This is a genomic window from Belnapia moabensis DSM 16746, from assembly GCF_000745835.1.
GTDB lineage: Bacteria > Pseudomonadota > Alphaproteobacteria > Acetobacterales > Acetobacteraceae > Belnapia > Belnapia moabensis.
This window is the reverse complement of the sequence record NZ_JQKB01000011.1, coordinates 1-22,222: the sequence shown is the minus strand read 5'-3', so window position 1 is coordinate 22,222 and position 22,222 is coordinate 1. Positions and strand designations below refer to the sequence as shown.

Annotated in this window: 25 protein-coding genes; 15 read left to right on the top strand and 10 right to left on the bottom strand. The window is 70.9% G+C overall.

The features are described from left to right. The first annotated feature begins 21 nt into the window (after positions 1 to 21). Positions 22 to 801, top strand: coding sequence for a TauD/TfdA dioxygenase family protein (locus EP26_RS09290; RefSeq protein ID WP_157033463.1), 780 nt, complete (start codon positions 22 to 24; stop codon positions 799 to 801). A gap of 25 nt (positions 802 to 826) precedes the next feature. On the opposite strand, the gene EP26_RS09285 is transcribed toward EP26_RS09290, so the two are convergent. The 3 genes from EP26_RS09285 to EP26_RS09275 all read right to left on the bottom strand — a co-directional run bounded on the left by EP26_RS09285 (position 827) and on the right by EP26_RS09275 (position 3,311). Next, positions 827 to 1,339: an AAC(3)-I family aminoglycoside N-acetyltransferase gene (locus EP26_RS09285; RefSeq protein WP_281177074.1), complete on the bottom strand. Its 513-nt coding sequence runs from the start codon at positions 1,337 to 1,339 to the stop codon at positions 827 to 829. 278 nt (positions 1,340 to 1,617) lie between these two features. Then, positions 1,618 to 2,034, bottom strand: coding sequence for an acyl-CoA thioesterase (locus EP26_RS09280; RefSeq protein WP_052388986.1), 417 nt, complete (start codon positions 2,032 to 2,034; stop codon positions 1,618 to 1,620). Beyond that, positions 2,031 to 3,311, bottom strand: a complete 1,281-nt coding sequence (locus tag EP26_RS09275; RefSeq protein ID WP_245624346.1) for a thiolase family protein — start codon at positions 3,309 to 3,311, stop codon at positions 2,031 to 2,033. The genes EP26_RS09280 and EP26_RS09275 overlap by 4 nt, the downstream gene beginning before the upstream one ends. Positions 3,312 to 3,791: 480 nt before the next feature. On the opposite strand from EP26_RS09275, the gene EP26_RS09270 reads away from it, so the two are divergent. Beyond that, positions 3,792 to 4,217 (top strand): acyl-CoA thioesterase, encoded by a 426-nt coding sequence (locus EP26_RS09270; protein WP_169747377.1) that lies wholly within the window; start codon positions 3,792 to 3,794, stop codon positions 4,215 to 4,217. Here the strand turns inward: EP26_RS09270 and EP26_RS31805 are convergent. Together EP26_RS31805 and EP26_RS34720 are read right to left on the bottom strand one after the other, a co-directional pair. Next, positions 4,178 to 4,669 carry a PaaI family thioesterase gene (locus EP26_RS31805; protein WP_052388984.1) on the bottom strand — a complete coding sequence of 164 codons (492 nt, stop codon included), beginning with the start codon at positions 4,667 to 4,669 and terminating at the stop codon, positions 4,178 to 4,180. The genes EP26_RS09270 and EP26_RS31805 overlap by 40 nt on opposite strands. After that, positions 4,666 to 4,917, bottom strand: coding sequence for a hypothetical protein (locus EP26_RS34720; RefSeq protein ID WP_157033462.1), 252 nt, complete (start codon positions 4,915 to 4,917; stop codon positions 4,666 to 4,668). The genes EP26_RS31805 and EP26_RS34720 overlap by 4 nt, the downstream gene beginning before the upstream one ends. A gap of 175 nt (positions 4,918 to 5,092) precedes the next feature. On the opposite strand from EP26_RS34720, the gene EP26_RS34715 reads away from it, so the two are divergent. Genes EP26_RS34715 through EP26_RS09240 form a run of 6 tightly spaced genes read left to right on the top strand, consistent with a single transcriptional unit; the run spans position 5,093 to position 9,712 of the window. Further along, entirely contained in the window at positions 5,093 to 5,425 is a 333-nt protein-coding gene (locus tag EP26_RS34715) for a hypothetical protein (RefSeq protein ID WP_157033461.1), read from the top strand. Further along, positions 5,422 to 6,381, top strand: coding sequence for an ABC transporter ATP-binding protein (locus EP26_RS09260; protein WP_245624345.1), 960 nt, complete (start codon positions 5,422 to 5,424; stop codon positions 6,379 to 6,381). Before EP26_RS34715 ends, EP26_RS09260 begins: the two co-directional genes overlap by 4 nt. A 20-nt stretch (positions 6,382 to 6,401) precedes the next feature. After that, positions 6,402 to 7,661, top strand: coding sequence for an ABC transporter substrate-binding protein (locus EP26_RS09255; RefSeq protein ID WP_157033460.1), 1,260 nt, complete (start codon positions 6,402 to 6,404; stop codon positions 7,659 to 7,661). Then, positions 7,642 to 8,532: an ABC transporter permease gene (locus EP26_RS09250; protein WP_043338000.1), complete on the top strand. Its 891-nt coding sequence runs from the start codon at positions 7,642 to 7,644 to the stop codon at positions 8,530 to 8,532. The genes EP26_RS09255 and EP26_RS09250 overlap by 20 nt, the downstream gene beginning before the upstream one ends. Then, positions 8,532 to 9,419, top strand: a complete 888-nt coding sequence (locus tag EP26_RS09245) for an ABC transporter permease (protein WP_157033459.1) — start codon at positions 8,532 to 8,534, stop codon at positions 9,417 to 9,419. The genes EP26_RS09250 and EP26_RS09245 overlap by 1 nt, the downstream gene beginning before the upstream one ends. Beyond that, positions 9,416 to 9,712 carry a hypothetical protein gene (locus EP26_RS09240; protein ID WP_043337996.1) on the top strand — a complete coding sequence of 99 codons (297 nt, stop codon included), beginning with the start codon at positions 9,416 to 9,418 and terminating at the stop codon, positions 9,710 to 9,712. The genes EP26_RS09245 and EP26_RS09240 overlap by 4 nt, the downstream gene beginning before the upstream one ends. On the opposite strand, the gene EP26_RS09235 is transcribed toward EP26_RS09240, so the two are convergent. Both EP26_RS09235 and EP26_RS09230 read right to left on the bottom strand, forming a co-directional pair. Next, complete coding sequence (locus EP26_RS09235) at positions 9,700 to 10,581, bottom strand: polysaccharide deacetylase family protein (RefSeq protein WP_043337994.1); 882 nt, start codon at positions 10,579 to 10,581, stop codon at positions 9,700 to 9,702. The genes EP26_RS09240 and EP26_RS09235 overlap by 13 nt on opposite strands. A 5-nt stretch (positions 10,582 to 10,586) precedes the next feature. Continuing rightward, a complete protein-coding gene (locus tag EP26_RS09230; RefSeq protein ID WP_043337993.1) occupies positions 10,587 to 11,222 on the bottom strand; it encodes an isochorismatase family protein in 636 nt (211 codons plus the stop codon). A gap of 65 nt (positions 11,223 to 11,287) precedes the next feature. On the opposite strand from EP26_RS09230, the gene EP26_RS09225 reads away from it, so the two are divergent. Next, the gene (locus tag EP26_RS09225) at positions 11,288 to 12,583 is read left to right on the top strand and encodes an amidase (RefSeq protein ID WP_043337992.1); all 1,296 of its coding nucleotides are present in this window, start codon (positions 11,288 to 11,290) and stop codon (positions 12,581 to 12,583) included. A gap of 13 nt (positions 12,584 to 12,596) precedes the next feature. Here the strand turns inward: EP26_RS09225 and EP26_RS09220 are convergent, their stop codons facing one another. The 3 genes from EP26_RS09220 to EP26_RS09210 form a co-directional block, all read right to left on the bottom strand. After that, on the bottom strand, positions 12,597 to 14,639 hold the full coding sequence (locus tag EP26_RS09220) for a protein-disulfide reductase DsbD family protein (protein ID WP_043337991.1): 2,043 nt from the start codon (positions 14,637 to 14,639) through the stop codon (positions 12,597 to 12,599). A 145-nt stretch (positions 14,640 to 14,784) separates the two neighbouring features. Beyond that, positions 14,785 to 15,135 carry a hypothetical protein gene (locus tag EP26_RS09215; RefSeq protein ID WP_043337990.1) on the bottom strand — a complete coding sequence of 117 codons (351 nt, stop codon included), beginning with the start codon at positions 15,133 to 15,135 and terminating at the stop codon, positions 14,785 to 14,787. Between the two features lie 60 nt (positions 15,136 to 15,195). Continuing rightward, positions 15,196 to 15,444, bottom strand: coding sequence for a hypothetical protein (locus EP26_RS09210; RefSeq protein WP_043337989.1), 249 nt, complete (start codon positions 15,442 to 15,444; stop codon positions 15,196 to 15,198). A gap of 241 nt (positions 15,445 to 15,685) precedes the next feature. On the opposite strand from EP26_RS09210, the gene hrpB reads away from it, so the two are divergent. From hrpB to EP26_RS09180, 6 genes are all read left to right on the top strand, one after another. Further along, positions 15,686 to 18,187 (top strand): ATP-dependent helicase HrpB, encoded by a 2,502-nt coding sequence (hrpB, locus tag EP26_RS09205; protein ID WP_043337988.1) that lies wholly within the window; start codon positions 15,686 to 15,688, stop codon positions 18,185 to 18,187. A gap of 105 nt (positions 18,188 to 18,292) precedes the next feature. After that, positions 18,293 to 19,369, top strand: a complete 1,077-nt coding sequence (locus EP26_RS09200; protein ID WP_043337986.1) for a trypsin-like peptidase domain-containing protein — start codon at positions 18,293 to 18,295, stop codon at positions 19,367 to 19,369. 30 nt (positions 19,370 to 19,399) lie between these two features. After that, on the top strand, positions 19,400 to 20,080 hold the full coding sequence (locus tag EP26_RS09195; RefSeq protein WP_043337984.1) for a winged helix-turn-helix domain-containing protein: 681 nt from the start codon (positions 19,400 to 19,402) through the stop codon (positions 20,078 to 20,080). A gap of 77 nt (positions 20,081 to 20,157) precedes the next feature. Then, entirely contained in the window at positions 20,158 to 21,546 is a 1,389-nt protein-coding gene (locus EP26_RS09190) for a sensor histidine kinase (protein WP_245624344.1), read from the top strand. 145 nt (positions 21,547 to 21,691) lie between these two features. After that, positions 21,692 to 21,886: a hypothetical protein gene (locus EP26_RS09185; protein WP_157033458.1), complete on the top strand. Its 195-nt coding sequence runs from the start codon at positions 21,692 to 21,694 to the stop codon at positions 21,884 to 21,886. An 88-nt stretch (positions 21,887 to 21,974) separates the two neighbouring features. Continuing rightward, positions 21,975 to 22,222 (top strand): helix-turn-helix domain-containing protein (locus EP26_RS09180; RefSeq protein ID WP_211259411.1); only part of this gene is annotated, 248 nt, incomplete at its 3' end.

The following is a 22,222-nucleotide window of genomic DNA, read 5'->3' as shown; positions in this document are numbered from 1 at the left end:
CTCGCCCGGACACACGCCGCCATGCAGATCACGCCCCTTCACCCCGCCTTCGCCGCCGAGGTCACCGGCCTCGACCTCGCCGCCCCGCTCGACGCGCCGACGCTCGAAGTCCTGCACGATGCCTTCCTCGAGCATGCCGTGCTGCTGTTCCGCGGCCAGCGCCTGAGCCCCGAGGCGCAATCGGCCTTCGCCGCCGGCCTCGCCGCGGTCGAGGCGCCGCTGCTCGACCGCCGCAGCATGCTGCTGCCGCCCGCCCTCCGCGTTGTCGCCGGCATCCCGGAGGGCGAGGCGCCCCCCGGCGCCGCCTGGCATGCCGACCACACTCATGAGGCCGAACCGAGCCTCGCCTGCCTCGCCCACGCCCCGGCGGCCGAGGCCACCGAGATCGCCTTCGCCGACCAACGCGCCGCCCTGGCCCTGCTGCCCGCCGGCCTCCGCCGCCGCGCGGAGGAGCTGCGCGCCGAGCACGCCCATCACGGCCGCCTCGCCGAGCACCCGGTCGTCCGCAGCCATCCGGTGACGGGGGAGGGGGCCCTCTTCGTCAACCCGGCCTTCACCCGCCGCATCCTGAACCTGCCCGCCGGCGAGAGCGCCCGGCTCCTTTCGGCCCTCTTCGCCGCCGCGACCGCGCCCGCCGTCACCTGGCGCCATGCCTGGCAGCCCGGCGACCTGATCCTCTGGGACAATCGCACGGTGCTCCACACCGGCGCCCCGGCCGATGCCCTGCAACGCGTCCGCATCGAGGGCGACCGTCCCTTGGGCCTCGGCGCCCTGGAGATGCCCTGGGTCGTCGCCGGCTGACGGCCTGCGCCTGACCGGCCGGGGCCTAACCAGACCCCGGCCCAACCTCGATGTCGAAATGCAGGACCTCCTCGCGGGCGCCGAGCGTCTCGTAGAGGGCGATGGCCGGGTCGTCGCCATGATCCGCCTGCACGAAGACGACCCAGGCGCCGCGCTGCGCCGCAATGCCGCGCAGCCGTTCGATCAGCGCGGTCGCCAGATGCCGCCGCCGGTGCCGCTCGGCGACGGCAAGGTCGTAGATGTAGACCTCGCGCCGCATCCGCTCGAATTTATCGAACTCGTAGGCGACGAGGCCACCCAGGACCTCCCCCTCGGCAAGGGCCACGAGGACAATGACATGCTCCCTGGCGAGCAAGCCCTCGAGATAAGCCGCTGTCGGCGGCGCGCCCTGGTAGGTGTCGCGGTCGCCGAAGGCCTCGGCGAACACGGCATTCAGCGCCTGCAGGAGGGCGACATCCGCAGGCCCGAGGCGTCGGATGGAAGCGGAGGGAGTTGCCATCGGCGCAGCATAGCGCAGGTCGCCGCCCAGGCCGGACATGCGTCGCGCCGGCAACCGGCCTGACGCATGACCGCTCGACGGCGAGTTTTCGTTGCCATCCGGGCTCGTCGCCGGTATAGGAATGGCCGCCTACTCCCGAACCGCATCCAGCCCCCAGGAGTATCGCTTCAAATCCTCAAAACCTAAAATCCTGCACGGAACAGGAGCCGGACCAAAGGCTTAGCCGCGGCCAGTCCTAAAGATTTCAAGCGTCACTGTGCCTGCGTCGGTCCAGGCCGGGCGGATGAGGCTTGGGGAAGGCAGCGCCTTCCCCAACACTACCCCTGCAGCTTGGCCCGGATCTCCTCCGGCATCTGCACCGCCCTGAGACCTTCGCCCTCGTCCCGCCCCCAGATGCGCGTCTGCTCGCCCTCGGCGACCAGCGTCCCATCCGCCAGGAGAAACCGATGCGCCAGCCGGAAGGCCCGCCCACCCGTGAAGGCGGGCGGCGCGATCCTGTGTTCCAGCATGTCGGCGAAGCGCGCCGGCGCCCGGAAGGCGCAGCGCAGATCCACCAGCGGCGAGCCGCGGAAATGCGGATCGGCCTCGGCCATCGCGGCGAAATCCACGCCGCGCGCCCGGGACATGTCGGTGAAGCCCTCATCCATCCAGCGGATGAAATTGGCATGGAAGACGATCCGCGCCGGATCGCAATCATTCCAATGGACGAGGAAGCTCCTGGTGAACTCGCTCAAGCGACTTCGACCAGCACCGCCATGCCCTGCCCGCCACCCGCGCAGGCGCCGGCGATGCCGCGCTTCAGCCCGCGCCGCTTCAGCTCCATGGCCAGCGACAGCACGCAGCGCACGCCGGTCGCCGCCAGCGGATGGCCGAAGGCGATCGCCCCGCCATTCACGTTGAACCGGTCATGCGACACGCCGAGCGCGCGCCGGACCGCCTCGGCCTGCGCACCAAAGGCCTCGTTGATCTCGAACAGGTCGATATCCGCGATCGAAAGCCCGAGCTTCCGCATGAGCGCGATCGCCGCCGGCACCGGCCCGATGCCCATCACCTCCGCCGGCACCCCTGCCACCGCGGCGGCCACGACGCGGCCGAGCGGCACCGCCCCGCCTTCGCCCGCCGCCTTGCCGGTGGTGACGACGACCGCTGCCGCCCCATCGACGATGGCGCTGCTGTTGCCACCGGTCTGCACGCCGCCGAAGACGGGCTGGAGCTTCGCCAGCACCTCGATCGGCGTCGGCCGGACATGGCTGTCGGCCGAGACGACATCGACCTTCTTCGGCAGCTTCAGCCGCCGCGCCTTCAGCCCCGGCCCCTCGAAGACGGCCTCGGTGACGGGCGCGATCTCCTCGCCGAACCGCCCCGCCTTCTGCGCCTCCAGCGCCCGCGCGAAGCTCGCTGCCGCATAGGCATCCGTCTCCTCGCGGCTGATGCCATGCAGCCTGGCGAGGTTCTCCGCCGTCCCGCCCATCGCGGTCGAGCAGCCCGTGTCGTAGAGCGCCTCCCAGAGGAAGTCCTTGAACTCCACCTGCCCGAGGCCGAAGCCGCCGCGCGAGGTGAAGCTGGCCACCGGCGCCCGGCTCATGCTCTCCGTCCCGACGGCGAGCGCGACATCCACCTGCCCGGTGCTGGTCGCCCGCGCCGCCTGGGCGATGGCCTCGAAGCCGGTGGTGCAGAGCCGCTGCACGCCATGCGCCGGCTTGTCATCGGCCATCCCTGCATAGAGGCCGATATGGCGGGCGAAGAAGAGCGCGTCGAAGCTCGCCTGGGTGCAGTTGCCGGCGACGGTGGTGCCGATCCGCTTCGGGTCGATGCCCGCCCGCGCGATCGCCGCCCGCGCCGCATGGATGCCGAGATCGGTCGGCGAGACGGCGGCCAGCGCCCCGTTCAGGTCGGTGAAGGGCGTCCGCGCCCCGCCGGCGAGCACCGCATCGGCGAAGGTCTCGACCATGGCGCCGGCGGCGTAGCGCGCCCAGTCCGGCGCCTCGGTCATCGAAACAGGAGCATTCATGGCGTCAGCACCTCCGTATCGTTATTGCCTGAGGCCGCTCGGCATCGGCGGCCCGGCCATTGAGCGAAGCCTTGTCCGCCGCCTCCTCCGCATCGAGGGAGGGGCGGCATGAGGAGCACCATCGCACGGGCGACCCGGCGCGAGGAACCACCCCCGCCCGCCACCCGGCATCGTCCCGATCGGAGCCGACCACCTCGTCGCGCGGCATCCCGCCGAGCGCCGGCAACACCCACCCGCGCAGCTCACGGAGGACGGCCCCTTAGATGCCCGGCGCGGCACCGCCAGCTCCCGTGCCGGACCCGAGCCTATGGGTGCCGGCACTTGCCGCATTGCTCCGCAAGCCCTCCACCCATATCCATGTCTGCGGGCTGCGCTGGCTGAAGGCCGACGTGGAGGAGGCGCCCGGGGCGATCGGGCGCGAGCATGGCATCGATTGGCCTAGGCTGCGCGGCCGGATGCGGAAGCAAGGGCGTCATCACGTTGAAACCTACCGAGGTCTTCACCCATACCCGTCGCATCACCTGGGGCGAGACCGATGCGGCGCGCATCGCCTATACCGCGCGCTTCCTCGACTTCGCCATGGAGGCGGTGGAGCGCTGGTTCCAGGACCGGCTCGGCACCGGCTGGTACGAGATGAATGTGGATGAGGGCATCGGCACGCCCTTCGTCCATGTGCAGATGGATTTCCGCAGCCCCGTCACGCCGCGCGACACGCTGGTGAGCACGGTACGGCTGACCCGCCTGGGCGGCTCCTCGCTGCGCTTCGCGGTGACGGGGTGGGTTGGCGAGCGGCTGGTCTATGAGGCGGAACTGGTCTGTGCATTCGTCGATGCGGCGCGGATGAAGCCGATCCCGGCGCCCGAGCGCTACCGCGCTGCGCTGGAGGCGGAGGCCGCGCTCGCCTGAGCATCCAGCAGGCGGGCGATGCGGTCGAAGCGCGGATCCGGGTCGCCGGAATGGCGGAAGGTGCCGCTGGCGCGCAGCACCGGCTCGCCATCCGCCGTCACCAGGCACTGGCCGAAGAGCATGCCGCGCGTCACCTTCAGCACCTCCGGCCGCGCCTCCACCCAGGCGCCGATGCGCGCCGGTCCGATGAAATCCGTCGCCAGGCTGACGGTGACGAGGAACCTCCGGAGCCGCGCCACATGGTTGCAGCCGCCCGTCAGCACGATGTCGGCGAAGGCGGCCAGCATGCCGCCATGGCAGAGCTCCATCGGGTTGCAGTGGCGCAGCTCGACGTGGAAGCCGAGCAGGATGCCCTCGCCCTCCGGCTTCACCCAGAAGGGGCCGACCAGGCTGTTGAAGATCGGCAGCGCATGCTCCGGCAGGCGAAGATAGCCGGGCGGGGCGAGGCTCATATGACGGTCTCCCGTGGCAGCCCACCGAGCAGTGCCTCAAGACTCGCCTGGAGCACCTCGCGCCGCACCATACGGCCTGACAATCCCTCCACGACAATACCGAGGGTACAGGCGATGCGGCGTTCCGCAGCATGCGGCCGGCGCGAAGCCACCCCCCGCCGGGCGTGCGGCATGCGGAGCCGCTCGCCGAGGGCGGCGAGCAAGGCGTTGCCCCTCGGTTCAGCATGGGCGGGATTGGGCGTGGTCACGGCGAGACTGCTTGCGTCGCTTTGTTCGTCTGCATGACGATGACCTGCAATGGAGAGGTGTGTCCGGCAAAGCCCGAGGTCTTGCCGTTCGCCCTGCCGCGGCAGGCAAAGGTCATGACCAGGGCGGATTACGGCCCGGCACTGCGGCTGGCAAGCGGGAACAAGCGGAGCATCCATGCCGGCCGTCACCCACTTCGGCCCATTCCACGACTATCCAGGCGAAGTCCCGGTCGCCGCAGTGTGGCAGGCGGCGGAGTATCTCACGCCGGATCTGACCGTGAAGCCCGTCCAGGGCGAATGGCCGCTGATTCGAGCCCAGAAGAGGGGCGAAATGATCTCTCTTTGGGCAAATCCGGTCTGGCTGCGGCCTGAATCCTCCTCGCGGCTGCTTGAAGCGGGGGGGCGTTCTGCCGCAGGCTCCGGGGCGAGGGGGATCTTCGCCTGCCCGACGCAACGCTTCTCCGCACCGGCCAAACCAGCCGCGGCGCCATCGAGTTCATCAAGGTGACCAAACGCTTCGGCGGCTCGGTCGCGGTCGATTCGCTCGACCTGAGGGTCGCCCCCGGCACCTATTGCTGCCTGCTCGGCCCCTCCGGCTGCGGCAAGACAACCAGCCTGCGGATGCTCGCGGGGCACGAGCGGCAGAGCAGCGGCGACATCCTGCTCGACAATCACGAGGTGAGCGGCCTGCCGCCGGCCAAGCGCGGCACGGCGATGATGTTCCAGTCCTATGCGCTCTTCCCGCATCTCTCCTGCCTCGACAACGTCGCCTTCTCGCTGCGCATGCGCGGCGTCGCCAAGTCGGAGCGCCATGCCAGGGCGCGCGAGATGCTTCGCCTGGTCGAGCTGGAGGCATTGGCGGACCGGTTGCCGGCGCAGCTCTCGGGCGGGCAGCAGCAGCGCGTGGCGCTGGCCCGCGCGCTCGTCACCAACCCCGCCGCGCTGCTGCTGGACGAGCCGCTCTCGGCGCTCGACCCTTTCCTCCGCGGCCGGGTGCGGGCCGAGTTGAAGCGCTTCCAGCGCGAACTCGGCATCACCTTCGTCCATGTGACGCACAGCCAGGACGAGGCGCTGGCACTGGCCGACCTCGTCGTGCTGATGAAGGACGGGCGGATCGAGCAGCAGGGCACGCCCTTTGAGGTGTTCGACGCGCCGCGCACCGCCTTCGCCGCGCGCTTCATGGGTGGGCACAACGTGATCGCGCTGCCCGCCAACGGGCTGGTCGCGGTGCGGACGGACCGGACGCTGCTGCGGCCAGCCGGCGAGGGCGTGGTGCAGGCCACGGTGCGCGGCGTCGAGTATACGGGCACGGGCTTCGCCGTGGCGCTGGCCGGCCCCGCCGGTGAGGAATGGCAGGCGCTGGTCGGCGAGGCCGCGCTGCGCGAACGGCCGCTCAAGGCCGGCGAGGCGGTCGGCCTCGGCTGGGACGAGCAGGATCTCCGCTATCTGGCGGACGGGACATGACGGACAAGGAGAATCCAGGCATGGACAAACCCATTCGTGCTGGCCGCCGCCAGCTTCTGCAAGGCGCGGCAGGCCTCGCCGCGGCCGGCCTTGCCGCTCCCGCGGTGCATGCGCAGGGCGCGGTGACGCTCCGCTATGTCGGCACGGCGGTGAACCAGCATGCCGGCATCAAGGAGAAGGTCAGGCAGGATCTCGGCATCACGCTCGAATACATCCCTGTCACCTCGGACGATGTGGTGCGGCGCGCTGTGACGCAGCCGAACAGCCTCGACATCCTCGATGCCGAGTACTGGATGCTGAAGAAGATCATCCCCTCGGGCAACCTGATGGGCATGGATGCCACCCGCATCAAGCTGGTCGACGAGATCAGCACTGTCTTCACCAAGGGCGAGGTGGCGGGGAAGAAGATCGGCGACCAGGGCACGGCGCCGATCAAGGTCAGCTACCTGCCCGCACGCGACGCCAAGACCTTCGCCACCGGCCAGACCCAATGGCTGACGCTGATCCCGACGACCTACAATGCCGATACGCTCGGCATCCGCCCGGACCGTGTGGGCCGGCCGATCGAAAGCTGGGCGGAACTGCTGAACCCGGAATTCAAGGGCAAGGCGAGCATCCTCAATATCCCCTCCATCGGCATCATGGATGCGGCGATGGCGGTGGAGGCGATGGGCCGGCACAAATACGCCGACAAGGGCAACATGACCCGCGCCGAGATCGATCTCACCATGCGGGTGCTGACCGAGGCGAAGCGCGCCGGCCAGTTCCGTGCCTTCTGGAAGGATTTCAACGAGAGCGTCAACCTGATGGCCTCGGGTGAGACCGTCATCCAGTCCATGTGGTCGCCGGCGGTGACGGCGGTGCGCAGCCGCGGCATCCCCTGCACCTACCAGCCGCTGAAGGAGGGCTACCGTGCCTGGGCCGCGGGCTTCGGCCTGCCGAAGACGCTGTCGGGCCGCAAGCTCGACGCCGCCTATGACTTCATCAACTGGTTTCTCTCCGGCTGGGCCGGCGCCTTCCTCAACCGGCAGGGCTACTACTCCGCCGTGCTCTCGACCGCGCAGAAAAGCATGGAAGCCTATGAGTGGGACTTCTGGATGATGGGCAAGCCGGCGGCGCAGGACATCAAGGCGCCCGACGGCACGGTGATGGAGAAGGCCGGCTCGGTGCGCGACGGCGGCAGCTTCGATGCGCGCATGGGCGCCGTCGCCTGCTGGAACGCCGTTATGGACGAGAACGACTACATGGTCAGGAAATGGAATGAGTTCATCGCCGCCTGACCGCCGTCCGGTGGCGCCGCTGCTCCAGGCGGCGCCGCTGGCGCTGGTGCTGCTGCTGTTCTTCGTGTTCCCGCTGCTGGCGACCGCGGTCGTCAGCCTGTGGAACTACACGGAGTACTCGCTGGTGCCGGATGTCACCCAGCGCAACTATGTCGAGATGTTCGAGGGCTGTTCGAACATGGGGGAGGGGCTCTGCACCACCTTTCGCACCTATCTCTCGACGCTCCGGCTATGCGCCATGGTATGGGCCTTCACCACGCTCTTCGGCTTCGCAATCTCCTATTTCCTCGCCTTCCATGTCCGGTCGGATACGATGCGGATGGTGCTCTTCCTCGTCTGCACGGCGCCTTTCCTCACCTCCAACGTCATCCGCATGATCTCCTGGCTGCCCTTGCTGGGGCGGGAAGGGGTGGTGAACCAGTTCCTCGTCGGGACCGGCCTCGTCGACCAGCCGCAGGACTGGCTGCTCTTCTCCGACTTCTCCGTCGTGCTGGCCTTCGTCCACCTCTACACGCTCTTCGTCACCGTCCCCGTCTTCAACAGCATGATGCGGATCGACCGCCGCCTGCTGGAGGCGGCCCAGGATGCGGGAGCGAGCGGCTGGCAGACGCTTTGGCATGTCGTCATCCCGCTGACCAAGCCCGGTCTCGTCATCGGCTCCATCTTCGTCATCGTGCTGGTGATGGGGGATTTCGTGACCATCGGCGTGATGGGCGGGCAGCAGATCGCCTCCATCGGCAAGGTGATCCAGGTGCAGATGTCCTACCTGCAATTCCCGGCGGCCGCGGCCCAGGCGGTGGTGCTGCTCGGCCTGGTGCTGCTGGTGATCGCGGTGATGACCCGGCTCATCGATATCCGGCGGGAGCTGTGATGGACGAGGACCGCCGCCCGCTCTCCTTCTGGCTGCTCGGGGCCTTCTTCCTGCTCTTCGTCGTCTTCCTCTACGGGCCGACGCTCACCATCCTCGTCCTTTCCTTCCAGGGGCCGGAAGGGGGGCTGACCTTCCCGCTGCGCGGCGTCTCGACCCATTGGTACGAGCTGCTCTGGCGCGGCTCCGGCGTCATCGACATCTGGGCCTCCTTCCGGCGCTCCCTCTGGCTAGGCCTCGTCGTCATGGTGCTGACGACGGTGATCTCGCTGCTCGCCGGCTATGCCTTCCGCCGACGCTTCCCGGGCCAGGGGCTGCTGTTCAACCTGACCATTGCCAGCCTGATCGTGCCCTCCATCGTCGTCTCGCTCGGCATCGCCCTCGAATTCCGGCTTCTGGACGACGGGGTGAAAGCCTTCGCGGAGGAGCATGGGGTCGAGTGGCTCAACGAGGGATACACCACGGCGATGGGCCTCTTCACATCCGGGCTGGGGGCGCATCTGACCTGGACGCTGCCCTTCGGCCTGCTCATCATGTTCGCCGTGTTCAACCGTTTTCCTAACGACCTCGAGGAGGCGGCGCGCGATCTCGGCGCCTCGCCCTGGCAGGTCTTCCGCCATGTCGTGCTGCCGCTGGTGGCGCCGAGCCTGGTGGGCGTCGCGCTCTTCGGCTTCACCCTGTCCTGGGACGAGATCGCCCGCACCAGCCAGGCGATCGGCGATGCCAATACCTTGCCGCTTGAACTGCAGGGCCTCACCAGCACGGTGACGACGCCGGAGATTTATGCGCTCGGCACGGTCGTCACCGGTGTCTCGGTATTGGTGATCGCGCTGGCTTTCCTCGGCGTCTCCGTCGCCAAGCGGCGGGCGGCGAAGCGGGTGCTCGGATGACGGCGGAGGAGTTGCTGCGCGCGGCCCAGGCTGGCGAGGCGTTGCCGCCGCTCGACGGGCCGCTGCGCGCGCTGGCCGAGGATGCGCGAGCCGACTGGGAGGCAGCCCATGCCGCGGCGCAGGCGGGCGAGGACGCCGACAGCGCTTGGGTGCATGCGTATCTGCACAGGAAGGAAGGCGACCTCGCCAATGCCGGCTACTGGTACAGCCGCGCCGGCCGGGTAAAGCCGGCCGGCACGCTCGAGGAGGAATGGCTGGCCATCGCCCGTCACCTCCTCGCTCAGGCGGGCTGAGGCGAGCGCCGGCGGAAGTCCTGCACCATCTCCTCCAGCGTGACGAAGCGCACGCCGGGGTGCTTCAGCATGTGGCCGATGAGGCGCTCCAGCATCATCAGCACCTGCGGCCGGCCCGAGACATCCGGGTGGGTGGTCATCGGCACCACGGCGTAGTCGTATTCGCGGTAGATGAAGTCGAAATGGTCGCGCCAGATCTGCTCCAGCGCATGGGGCGAGACATAGCCGTGGCTGTTCGGGAACTTCTTGATGAACATCATCGGCGGCAGGTCGTCGAGATACCAGGAGGCCGGGATCTCGACGAGGCCTGTGGTCTGGCCCTTGGTGAAGGGCTTCATCCAGCGCTCGGCGGGCTGCGTGTAGTCGATCGGCGTCCAGCCATCGCCGGTGCGGACGTAGTAGGGCGTGCAGTCGTGGTGCATCAGTGAGTGGTCGTAGGCGATGCCGCGCTCGACCAGGATCTCGATGCTGGTCGCGCTCACCTCCCACCAGGGTGCGACATAGCCGACCGGCTTGCGGCCCCAGTGCCGCTCGATCAGCCCGATGCACTTGTCGAAGATCGCTTCCTCCTGCTGGCGGCTGAGGGCCAGCGGGTTCTCATGGCTGTAGCCATGCAGGCCGATCTCGTGCCCCGCCTTCGCCACCATATCGGTCTGCTCGGGGAAGCTCTCGATGGTATGGCCCGGGATGAACCAGCTCTGCTTCAGGCCGAAGCGCTCGAACAGCCGCAGGATCCGCGGCATGCCGACCTCGGCCGCGAAGACGCCGCGGCTGATGTCGCCCGGGCTGTCCTCGCCCATATAGCTGCCGAGCCAGCCCGCCACGGCATCGCAATGAATGCTGAAGGCGCAGAGGATGTCCTTGGCCATGTCCCTTATCCCTTGTCGTTGATGCGCGCCCAGCGCTCGATCCCGCCGATTGCCGTCGCCGCGTCGATGATATCGGCATAACGCCGCTCGACATCCTTCAGGTTCTGGTCATGCGCCACCTGGTCATGATCGCCGACGCAATCGCGCGGCACCATCACCCGGAAGCCGAGCGAGAAGGCATCGATCACGCTGGCCCGCACGCAGCCGGAGGTGATGCAGCCGGTGACGATGACGGTATCGACCCGCTCCCTGGTCAGGATGGCGGCGGCGGGGGTGGCGAAGAAGATCGAGGGCGCCGATTTCATCAGCACCACATCGGGCTCGGCCGCCGCGATGCGGGGATCGAGTTCCACCGAAGGCGTGCCGGCCAGCAGGCCGAAGACCGGCGCCGCCTTCCAGTGCGGCGCGGCGCGGGCGCTGTCATAGCCGTTGACGCAGGCGATGACCGGCAGGCCAGCGCGCTTCGCCGCCCGCATCAGTGGTACCGTCGTCGCGACGGCGGCATCGACCATGGGTGCTCCCGCCATGGGAAAGGCAGGGTCGGTGAAGCCGCGCTGGAAATCCACCACGACGACGCCGATCCTGGTGCCGAAGCCGATGGGCCGGCTGCCATAGCCGCGTGCCGCATAGATGTCGCTCATGGGTCTCGCCTTGCCGATGCTGCGGCACGGGAGTTGCAAACGCCATGCCGAGCAGGGAGGGCCGCATGACCGCCACCATCGAGGACCCCGGACGCATCCGCGACCTGGCCGCCGCCATGTCCGCCGGCCGCCTCACCGCCGAGGCGCTGGTGGAGCGCTGCCTTGCCCGCATCGCGGCAGTGGATAGCGCGGTGCAGGCCTGGGTGCATGTGCTGGCGGAGGAAGCCCTCGCCGCCACCCGTGCCCTCGATGCCGAGCGCCGCGCCGGTGTGGTCCGCGGCCCGCTGCATGGCATCCCCGTCGGGGTGAAGGACGTGATCGACGTCGCCGGACTGCCGACCCGCGCCAACAGCCCGAGCCGCGCGACGCTGGCTCCGGCGACGGCCGATGCCACCGTCGTCGCCCATCTGCGCGCGGCCGGGGCGGTGGTGCTCGGCAAGTTGCACACCACGGAATACGCCTATTACAGCTCGCTGCCGCCGACGCGGAATCCGTGGGACCTGGGGCGGACGGCCGGCGGCTCCTCGGCTGGGTCGGGCGCCGCGATAGCGGCGGGGACAGTGCCGCTGGCGCTCGGCACCCAGACGGCTGGCAGTGTGAACCGCCCGGCCGCCTATACCGGGGTCGGCGCTTTCAAGCCCTCGACCCTGTCGATCGGCGGGACGGGGGTGCTGCCGCTGGCGCCCTCCTTCGACACGGTGGGCGCCTTCGGCGGATCGGCGCAGGATGCCGCCCTCTGCGCCGCCGGCTATGCCGCCGACCATCTCGGGCTTCGCGCGCCGCCGCCGGTGCGGCCCGGCATCGTGCTGCTCGACGATCCCCTCATCCGCGAGAAGTCCGCTTCCGGTACCGCCGCCGCCGTCACCGCCCTGGCCGACCGGCTTGCGGGGGCCGGGCTGGCGGTGCGGGAAGTGGCTTCGCCCGTCTCCTTCGCCGCCTTATTGGAGACTCATCGCATCGTCCTGCTGGCTGAGCTGGGGCGGACCCATGCCCGCGCGCCGCGCGAGTTGGTCTCGCCCTGCATCGCCGCCGATATCGAGGCCGGACTCGCCATCGCGGAGGCCGACTACCTCGCCGCGCTCGGCCGGCTGGATGGGTATCGCCGCGCCTTCTGGTCGGCCTTCGGACCGGAGAAGCTGCTCCTGCTTCCCGCCGCACCGGACGTGGCGCCCGGCTCGGAATCCACCGGCGACCCTTCCTTCGTCATTCCGCTGACCGCGCTCGGCGGCCCCATCGCCACGCTGCGGGCGGGGATGGACGGTCATCTGCCGGTCGGTGCGCTGCTGACCGGTGCTCCGGGCACGGATGCGCGGCTCGCCGGCTTCCTGCTCTCCGCCCTCGGCACTGAACTCGATCTTTAGGGACCCGACCCGGTCAGCCCGCCTCGGCCAGCGCCCGCAGCACGATGCCCTCGGTCAGCACCTGCGGCAGTACTAGCGGTGCTCCGCCGCCGGTCGGGTAGAGCAGGTAGAGCGGCACGCCCTCCCGCCCATGCTCGCGCAGCAGGGCGCCGATCACCGGATCGCCCTGGGTCCAGTCGCCGGTCAAATAGGCGAGGTTCCGCCCGGCAAAGGCGGCCTGCACCGCGCCGCTTTGCAGCACCAGCCGCTCGTTGACCTTGCAGGTGATGCACCAGGCTGCGGTGAGATTGACGAAGACCGGCCGCCCCTCGGCTTGCAGCGCTGCGACGCGCGTCGCCGACCAGGCCTCCCCGCGTGCCTCGGTGCTGGCTGAGGCCGGCGGTGCCGCAGCCAGCCCCGGCAGCAGGGCGAGGGCGCCAATCGCCGCCGCGCCCGCCAGTACCCGGCCGATGCGCCCACCGCCGCGCTGCGCCAAGCCGAGCGCCCAGGCGGCGAAGCCGATCAGCACCGCGCCGCCGAGCAGCAGCAGCAGCCCATCCGGCCCGGACTGCTGTGCGAGCACCCAGGCGAGCCAGGCCGCCGCCCCGTACATCGGGAAGGCAAGGCCCTGGCGCAGCGCCTCCATCCATCCGCCCGGTCGCGGCAGCCGCGCAGCCAGGCCGGGGAAGACCCCGAGCAGCGCATAGGGCGCCGCCAACCCGAGGCCGAGCGCGGCGAAGACCAGCAGCGTCTCGGCCGGCGGCAGGGCGAGCGCTGCCCCGACCGCCGCTGCCATGAAGGGGGCGGTGCAGGGCGTCGCCACCAGGACCGCGAGTGCTCCGGTGAAGAAGCTGCCCGCATGGCCGCCGCGCGCGGCGAGCCCGGCCCCGGCTCCCGCTGCCCCGCCGATCGCGTAGACGCCGGAGAGGTTGAGCCCGACCGCCAGCATCAGCCAGGCGAGCCCGGCGACGAAGGCCGGCGCGGTGAATTGGAAGCCCCATCCCGCCGCGACGCCGGCCGAGCGCAGCCCGATCAGCAGCCCGGCCAGGGCGAGGAGGCAGGCGAGCACGCCAGCCGTGTAGCTCGCCGCATGGACGCGCACCTCGCGCCGCGCCGCGCCGGAGAGGCGGGCGAGGGCCATCGCCTTCATGGCGAGGATGGGGAAGACGCAGGGCATCAGGTTCAGCAGAAAACCGCCAAGCAGGGCGAAGCCCAGCACCTGCCAGAGCGGCAGCGTCTCGCCTTCGACAGCCCCGCCGACCGGCGCCGCCACGGCATAGGCGGAGCGAACCCCGGCCGCATCCACGAGCGCGACCACACCGGTCAGGCTTTGCGGGAGCCGCGCCCCATCCGGCCGGGTGAGGGAGAGGGTCAGCGCCCCATTGCGTATTCGCAGCACCTGCGGTGCCGCATTCTCGATCAGGCCCGGCTCGTCGGGGAAGAATTCCGCCTCTCGGAGGGCAGTCGGCGACAGGCTTTCATCTTCGAGAGTGAGGCTGCCGCGCCTGCCCTCGAGCGCTGCCCGCGCGACCCAGGGCGAGGGCCGTGGCACCGCGGCTTCCGCCGCGGCGAAGAGTGGCGCCAGCGCCTGGTCCGGCCGGCCTGGAGCGGTGACCGGCAGGCTCAGCCGGAACCGGCCCTCCTCCGGAATGCATAGCTCGGCGCAGACCAGCCAATTCGCCTCCGCCTCCACCGCGAACTCGCCCGTGGCGTTGGCCGGGACTGAGACGCGGAGCGGCAGCAGCACCTCATCCTCGTAGCCGAAGCTCATCAGCGGCCCGGTCGGGATGCGCCGCGGCGCCGGCCATTCGATGCCACCCGCCGTCGCCCCCTCGGGCAAGGTGAGGGCGATCTCCGGTGCCGAGCCCGCATCGCCGGCATTGCGCCAATAGGTGTGCCAGCCCGGCGCCAGCTTCAGCCTGAGGCCGAGCCGCAGCGTCTCGCCCGGCGCCACCGCCACCCGGTCCGCCACCAGCGTCGCCACCGCGCGGGGCGAGCGCTGCGCCGCGCTTTCCGCCGAGCGTCCGGTGCCGGGCAGCAGGATCAGCAGGAGCAGAAGGGCAATGAAGCACCGCATGGCGGGATAAAGGGGGAAGGGCCGCCCCGACCGCAAGCCCCCATAAAAGAAGGCCGGGGACGCCGGAAGCGCCCCCGGCCTCCGGCCGGTCTCAAACCATCGCTGAAATGCACTCCCCCGCCGCCGAATCCGCGGCGAGGCTGTCTCAGGCCCGGGCGGCCACCGGGCGGCGGGCCAGCCGCCGCATGTCGCGCAGCGCGGAGCGCAGCAGCGCCACCTCGCCATCCGGCATGAGGCTTTCCGCCTCGGCTTCCACCCGCCGCAGCAGGGTGGCGAGCTTCAGGGTGACATCCGCATGGCTGCGAGCCTGGGCCGCAGCCAGCGCATCCAGCGCCGCGAGCTCGGCATCGACCAGCAGCTCCATGATCGTCTCGTCCCCGCTCTCGCTGCGCTCGATCTTGCTCAGCCGATCCGCCAGCGTGGCGACCTCCTCGCCGCTGCGAGGCGTCCCGGGGGCTGGCGGGCGGGCGAGCGGGAAGACGATGATTTCGGACATGGGGGCGTGATCCGTTGGCGGGGTGGCAGGTCCGGCCCGGGATCGGGCCGACCGGGTGGGTCAGCCCTGGCGGCCGGCGCCGTTCTGCACCGGCAGGACATAGGCAGGGGGGCAGGCGGTGATCGCGCCGCCGGCGGCGAGGAAGGCATCGATCATGCTGGAGATGGTCGCGCTGTCCGGTGTGCCGGCATCGCGGCAGCGGCGCTTATGGGCGATCATCGCGCTCAGCGAGCGGCGGCGCGTATCGGCGGCATCGGCGGTGGCGGCGGGCAGGCGACGGGTCTTGCCAGAGGAGAGATTGGTCTGCATGGCCATCCTCACATTTGCGCGATGGGATACGGTATACACTTCACGGAGCCGCGAGCAAAGTCTTTTTCGCACCCTGGACGTGTCTCCCGCGGCGGATCGACATCCGCCTCCTGCGTCCAGTGCCGTGAACGCGAAGAGGTGAGGCTGTTCTCGCGCCCGCCTGTCGCATCCGCATGTCGCGCCTTGGGGCAATTGTCGCGCGCCGGTGTCAAACCTCGCGCTTTGGCCTTATGCCGCTCGCATGTTTCCCCTCGACCTCCCTGTCGCCGAGGCCTTGCCGGCGCTGACCACCGCGCTCCGGGCTGGGCCGAATGCCGTGCTGATTGCCCCGCCCGGTGCCGGCAAGACCACGCTTGTCCCGCTTGTCCTGCACGATGAGCCCTGGGCCGCAGGCGGCAAGCTGCTGGTCCTCGAGCCCCGCCGCGTCGCCGCGCGCGCCGCCGCCCGCCGGATGGCCGAATTGCTGGGCGAGTCAGCCCCCGGCGGCACCGTCGGCCTTTCGACGCGGCTCGACCGCGCCGTCTCGGGGGCGACGCGGGTCGAGGTGGTGACGGAGGGGCTGCTGGTCCGCCGCCTGCAATCCGATCCGGGACTCGAAGGCGTCGCCGGCGTGCTCTTCGATGAAGCGCATGAGCGCAACCTCGATACCGACTTGGCGCTCGCCCTCTGCCTCGACCTGCAGCGCGGCCTCCGCCCGGAGCTGCGGCTGCTCGCCATGTCGGCGACGCTCGACGGCGCCGGCTTCGCTGGGTTGATGGGCGCTGGTCCCGGCGTGCCTGAGCGGCGCGACGCGCCGACCATCGAATCGCTCGGCCGCGCCTGGCCCGTTACCGTGGAGCACCGGCCGCGCGACCTTGCCGACCCGCGCGACCTGCCAGAGGCGGTGGCGGGCGCCATCCGCACCGCGTTGCGCGAGCATGAGGGCGACGTGCTCGCCTTCCTTCCCGGCTGGGGTGAAATCCGCCGCACCGCGGAGCGCCTCTCCGGCATCGCGGCGGATGTGCTGCCGCTCCATGGCGAGCTGCCGCCGGCCGAGCAGGACTGGGCGCTGACGCCCGGGCCGCGGCGCAAGGTGGTGCTCGCCACCTCCATCGCCGAGACCTCGCTGACCGTCCCCGGCGTCCGCATCGTCGTCGATGGCGGCTTCCGGCGCAGCCCGCGCCTCGATCCGGCGACCGGCCTCGCCCGGCTGGTCACGGTGCGCATCAGCAAGGCTGCGGCCGAGCAGCGCGCCGGGCGTGCCGGCCGTACCGCGCCGGGTGTGGCCATCCGCCTCTGGTCGGAGGCGCTGCATCGCGGCCTGGCGTCGCAGGACCGGCCGGCGATCCTGGAGGAGGAGCTGTCCGGTCTCGCCCTCGACCTCGCCGCCTGGGGCGCCGCGCCGGCCGACCTTGCCTGGCTCGACCCGCCGCCCACCGGGGCACTGGCGGCCGCCCGCGCGCTGCTCCGCGACCTCGATGCGCTCGATGCCGAGGGACGGATCACCGCCATGGGCCGCCGGATGGCGCGGCTCGGCACGCATCCCCGCCTGGCCCGCATGCTGGGTGCCGCGGAGGGAGAGGGGGAAGGGGCGCTGGCTGCCGACCTCGCTGCCCTCCTCGAGGAACGGGACCCGATCCGGGGAAGGGAGGCGCCGAGCGACATCACCCTCCGCCTCGACCTGCTGCACGGCGGCGACCACCCGAATGCCGACCGCCCGACCGTCCAGCGCATCCGCCGCGCCGCCGCCCTGCATCGCCGCCGGCTCGGGCTGCATGGCAGTGCCCTGCCCGAGGGCGATCCGGGCGCGCTGCTGGCCGCGGGCTTTCCCGACCGCATCGCCGCCATGCGCGGCGTCATGGCCGGCGCCTTCCGGCTGGCTTCGGGTCAGGGCGCCCGCCTGGCCTCGACCGACCCGCTGGCGAAGTCGCCGCTGCTCGCCGTCGCCGATCTCGAACTGCAGGGAACCGAGGCACGCATCCGCATGGCCGCCCGGCTCGACCGCGCGGTGCTGGAGGCCCGCTTCCCCGACCGCTTTCGCCGCGAGGAAGGCGCCGCCTTCGATGCGCGGGCCGGCGCGGTGCTGGCCCGGCGCCGCCTTCGCTTCGGCCCGCTGGTGCTCGAGGAGCAGCCGTTGCCCAACCCGGATCCCGGGCTGGTCGCGGCGGCGCTGGCCGAGGCGGTTGCCGAGCGCGGCCTGCGTGACCTGCCCTGGACGCCGGCTGCGCGCCAGCTCCAGGCCCGGCTCCGCTGGATGCGCCAGGTCGAGGGCGAGGGCTGGCCCGACCTCGCCGACGCCAGCCTGATCGCCACGGTGCAGGATTGGCTTGCCCCGCATCTGCATGGCCGCTCCCGCCTGGCCGAACTTGCCGCGCTGAACCTCCCCGACATGTTGCTTGCGAATCTTCCCTGGGAGCGCCGTCAGCGGCTCGGTGCCGCGCTGCCCGCTCGGCTCGCACTGCCGGCCGGGCGCAGCGCCGCCATCGACTATACTGGCGAGACGCCGACCCTAGAGGCACGGCCCCAGCACCTCTACGGCCTGACGCGCCTGCCGCCGCTGGCCGGGGGGCGCGTCCCGCTCCAGGTCGCGCTGCTATCCCCGGCTGGCCGGCCGGTTGCCGTCACCGGGGACCTCGCCGGGTTCTGGCGCGGCGGCTGGCTGGAGGTGCGGAAGGAGATGCGCGGCCGCTACCCCAAGCACAATTGGCCAGAGGACCCGGCCAGCGCCGAAGCCGACCCGCCCCGCCCCGGACGTGGCGGATGAACCGACCTTCACCTGGCCGGAGGTTGAAGGATCGCATCCATCTTCCCAAACTCGGGTCCGACCGAGTACCGCCACGCCCTTTCCCCCGAGGACCGCGCCCCCCTGATGTCCGCCACCTTGACGCGCCGCCATGCCGGCCTCGCCTTCGCCGCCCTGCTCACCGGCTGCGCGACCACGCCCTACCCGGCCAGCGCCCAGCGCGGCTTGCTGCCGGATTTCGCCGACCTGGCCGAGCGCGTCCTCCCTGCCGTGGTCAACATCGCCGTCACCGGCGAGACCACGGTCGCCCAGCTCCCGCCCGAGCTGCGTGGCACGCCGCTCGAGCGCTACTTCCGCGACCGGCTGCGCAACCGCCGGCAGGAGGTCTCGGGGGCCGGCTCCGGCTTCGTCATCGACCCGGCCGGCTTCATCGTCACCAACAACCACGTCATCGGCAATGCCAGCCGCGTCGTCGTCTCGCTGCAGGACGGCACGGAGCTCACCGCCCGGATCGTCGGCTCCGACGAGCTGACCGACCTCGCCCTGCTGAAGGTGGAGCCGCCGGCCAGCCTCGCCGCCGTGTCCTGGGGCAGTTCCGGGACGACGCGGGTCGGCTCCTGGGTGCTGGCGGCGGGCAATCCCTTCGGCCTCGGCGGCACTGTCACCTCGGGCATCGTCTCGGCGCGCGGGCGGGAAATCGGCGCCGGCCCCTTCGACGACTTCATCCAGACCGATGCCGCGATCAATCCGGGCAACTCGGGCGGGCCGCTGTTCAACGCCCAGGGCGAGGTGATCGGCATCAATACGGCGATCTACTCGCCCTCCGGCGCTTCGGCCGGCATCGGGTTCGCGACCCCCTCCGACCTGGCGCGGCCGGTTATCGAGCAGCTGCGGCGCGACGGGCGGGTGGAGCGCGGTTGGCTCGGCGTCTCGGTGCAGGACCTGGTGCCGGAGGACGGCCGTCCCGCCCGCCGCGGCGTGCTCATCGCTGGGGTCGAGCGCACCAGCCCGGCCGGCCGCGCTGGACTGCGCCAGGGCGATGTCGTCGTCGCCATCAATGGTGACCGCGTTGAGACCTCGCGCGCCCTGGTCCGCACCGTCGCCGCCGTCGCGCCCGGCCAGACCGTCCGCCTGACCGTGCTGCGCGAGGGGCGGGAGCGCGAGCTGCCTGTCCAGGTTGGCCGCCGCCCGGGTCAGGGGTAACATACCGCATCCACAAGGACACCCGCTGCCATGCGCATTCTGCTGGTCGAGGACGATGCCGAGGTCGCCCGTTTCGTGAAGAAGGGGCTGCAGGAGGCCGGCCATACCGTCGAGCACGCGACGAACGGGCGGGACGGGCTCTTCCTCGCGGCATCCGAGCAATTCGACATGCTGGTGCTCGACCGCATGCTGCCCGGCGGCGTCGACGGCGTGCGGCTGGTGGAGACACTGCGCAGCCAGGGCAACCGCACCCCCGTGCTCTTCCTCTCCGCCCTCTCGGCGGTGGATGAGAAGGTGAAGGGGCTGAAGGCCGGTGGCGACGACTACCTGACCAAGCCCTTCGCCTTCGCCGAGCTTCTGGCCCGGGTCGAGGCGCTCGGCCGCCGCCCCTCGGTCGATGCGCCCGCCACCAAGCTCCGCGTCGCCGACCTGGAACTCGACCTGCTCTCCCGCACGGTGATGCGCGCGGGCAAGCGCATCGACGTGCAGCCGCGCGAATTCCGCCTGCTGGAGCACCTTATGCGCCATGTCGGCCAGGTGGTGACGCGCACCATGCTGCTCGAGAAGGTCTGGGACTACCATTTCGATCCGCAGACCAACGTCATCGACGTGCATGTCTCGCGGCTGCGCCAGAAGCTCGACAAGGGCTTCGACAAGCCGCTGATCCATACGGTGCGCAACGCCGGCTACATGATCCGGGCCGAGCCCTGAAGCAGGCCGCCGATCGCCGCGGCGAGCAGGCGCTGTCCCCAGGACTCGCCCCGAGCCTCGCACTCGGGCCGCCACGGTTGCTGCGCAGCGCCGGCTTCCGCTTCGCGCTGCTCTTCGCGGCGATGTTCGCCTCCGCCGCCATCGCCCTCGTCGCCGTGCTATGGTGGGCGACGGCGGGCGCGCTCGACCGACAGACCGATGCCGCCGTCCGCGCCGATGCCATCGCGCTCGCCGAGCGTTGGCGCGAGGCGGGCGCGACGGGCCTCGCCGAGGCGATCGAGGAGCGGCTCGCCGTCGATGTGGAGAACGAGTCGATCTACCTATTAATGGAGGCGGAAGGCACCCGCCGCCTCGCCGGCAATCTCGACCGTTGGCCGAACGCCCCTCCCGACGAGGGTTCCTGGTTCCGCACCCGCGTCCTGCATGATGGCATCGCCGCCGAGGCACGGCTGCATCGCCTCGACCTGCCTGGCCTTCGCCTCATCGTCGGCCGCGACGAATCGGAGCGCGAGCAGCTGCGCCGCCTGCTGACCGAGGGGGTTCTCTGGGCCTCCGGCGCCGTCGTGCTCTTCGCCCTGCTCGGTGCCTGGATGCTGCGCCATGCCTTGCAGACGCGCATGCGCCCGGTCTTCGCCACCACCGCGGCGATCGCCGGCGGCAACCTCGCCTCGCGCGTCGCGCTCTCCGGGCGCGGCGACGAGTTCGACCGGCTGGCCCAGACGCTCAACATCATGCTGGAGCGCATCGTCACCCTGATGGAGGGCGTGCGCGGCGTCTCGGACGCCATCGCCCATGACCTCCGGACGCCGATCGCCCGGGCCCGCGCCAAGCTGGAGGATGCGCTCTCCGAGGCGCCGGAGGGGGCGCGACCCGGCGCCCCGCCGGACGAGGCCACGCTCCGCGCCGCCATCGAGCAGGGCATCGCCGATCTCGACGGCATCAGCCGCATCTTCCAGGCCCTGTTGCGCATCGCCGAGGCGGAGGCCGGTGCCCGCCGGGCCGCCTTCGCTCCCTTCGACCTCGTTCCCGTCCTGGCCGATGCCGCCGAGATCTACGAGGTGGCGGCCGAGGCGCGCGGGCAGCAGCTGGTCACGGATCTGCCGGAGCGGCTGGATCTTGTGGGCGACCGCGACCTGGTGTTGCAGGCGATCGCCAACCTTCTCGACAATGCCATCAAATTCACCCCCGTCGGGGGCACGGTGCGGCTGGTTGCCCATGCCCTGCCGGCGACGATCGAGGTCGCGGTCAGCGACGACGGCCCTGGGCTCTCGCAGGAGGATCGCGCCCGTGCGGGCCAGCGCTTCTTCCGCGCCGACAAGGCCCGCGCGACCCCTGGTTCCGGCCTCGGCCTATCGCTGGTCCAGGCGGTGGTCCATCTGCATGCTGGGGAGCTGCGTCTCGAGGATGCCACGCCCGGTCGCAGCCCAGCCGGCCTTCGCGTCGTGCTGCGCCTGCCGAAGCCCTGAGGCTGCCATGACCGAAGCGTCATCCCCAGCCCATCGCCGGATGAGGCCGCGCGCCGCATGCTGGCGCATAATGCAAAGCCTCGTCACGCCACCCGCGCTGCTCCTGGTCCTGGCGATGTCCGCGTCGGCGGAGCCAGGTCCGCGCGTGACCACCGACACCATCGAGTATTGCGGCAGCCTCGCCGCCCGCCTGGCCGGGATGCCTACCGCGGCGCAGGAACCCTCCCGCAGCCTGGCCGCCGAAGGCTTGCGGCTCTGCGGCAATGGCCATGTCCGGGTCGGCATCGCCAAACTGCGCCGCGCCGTGCGTGCCGCGCAGGCCAGTACCTCGGATCGATAAAGCCACGGCATTCGGCTATTGATGCGGCCCTCATTGTCTTGATCTGATTGACTGGGGATCCAAGTTCGCGGGCATGAGGCACGTGGACATGCGCAAGCTGCCCGCGGCGGCTCAGGAAGAGCGCCGGCGGCAGGTGGTCGGGCTTCGTCAGCGCGGCCTGACCTTTCGGGAGATTGCCGAGCAGGTCGGGCTGAGCCGGACCGGGGTGATCAACATCTGCCAGCGCTTTGCAGCTGAGGGCGCGAAAGGGCTGGTCGGCAAGCCGCGCGGCCGCAAACCCGACGAACAGCGCCTGCTGGATACGGCCCAGGAAGCTGAGGTGCAGACGCTGATCCG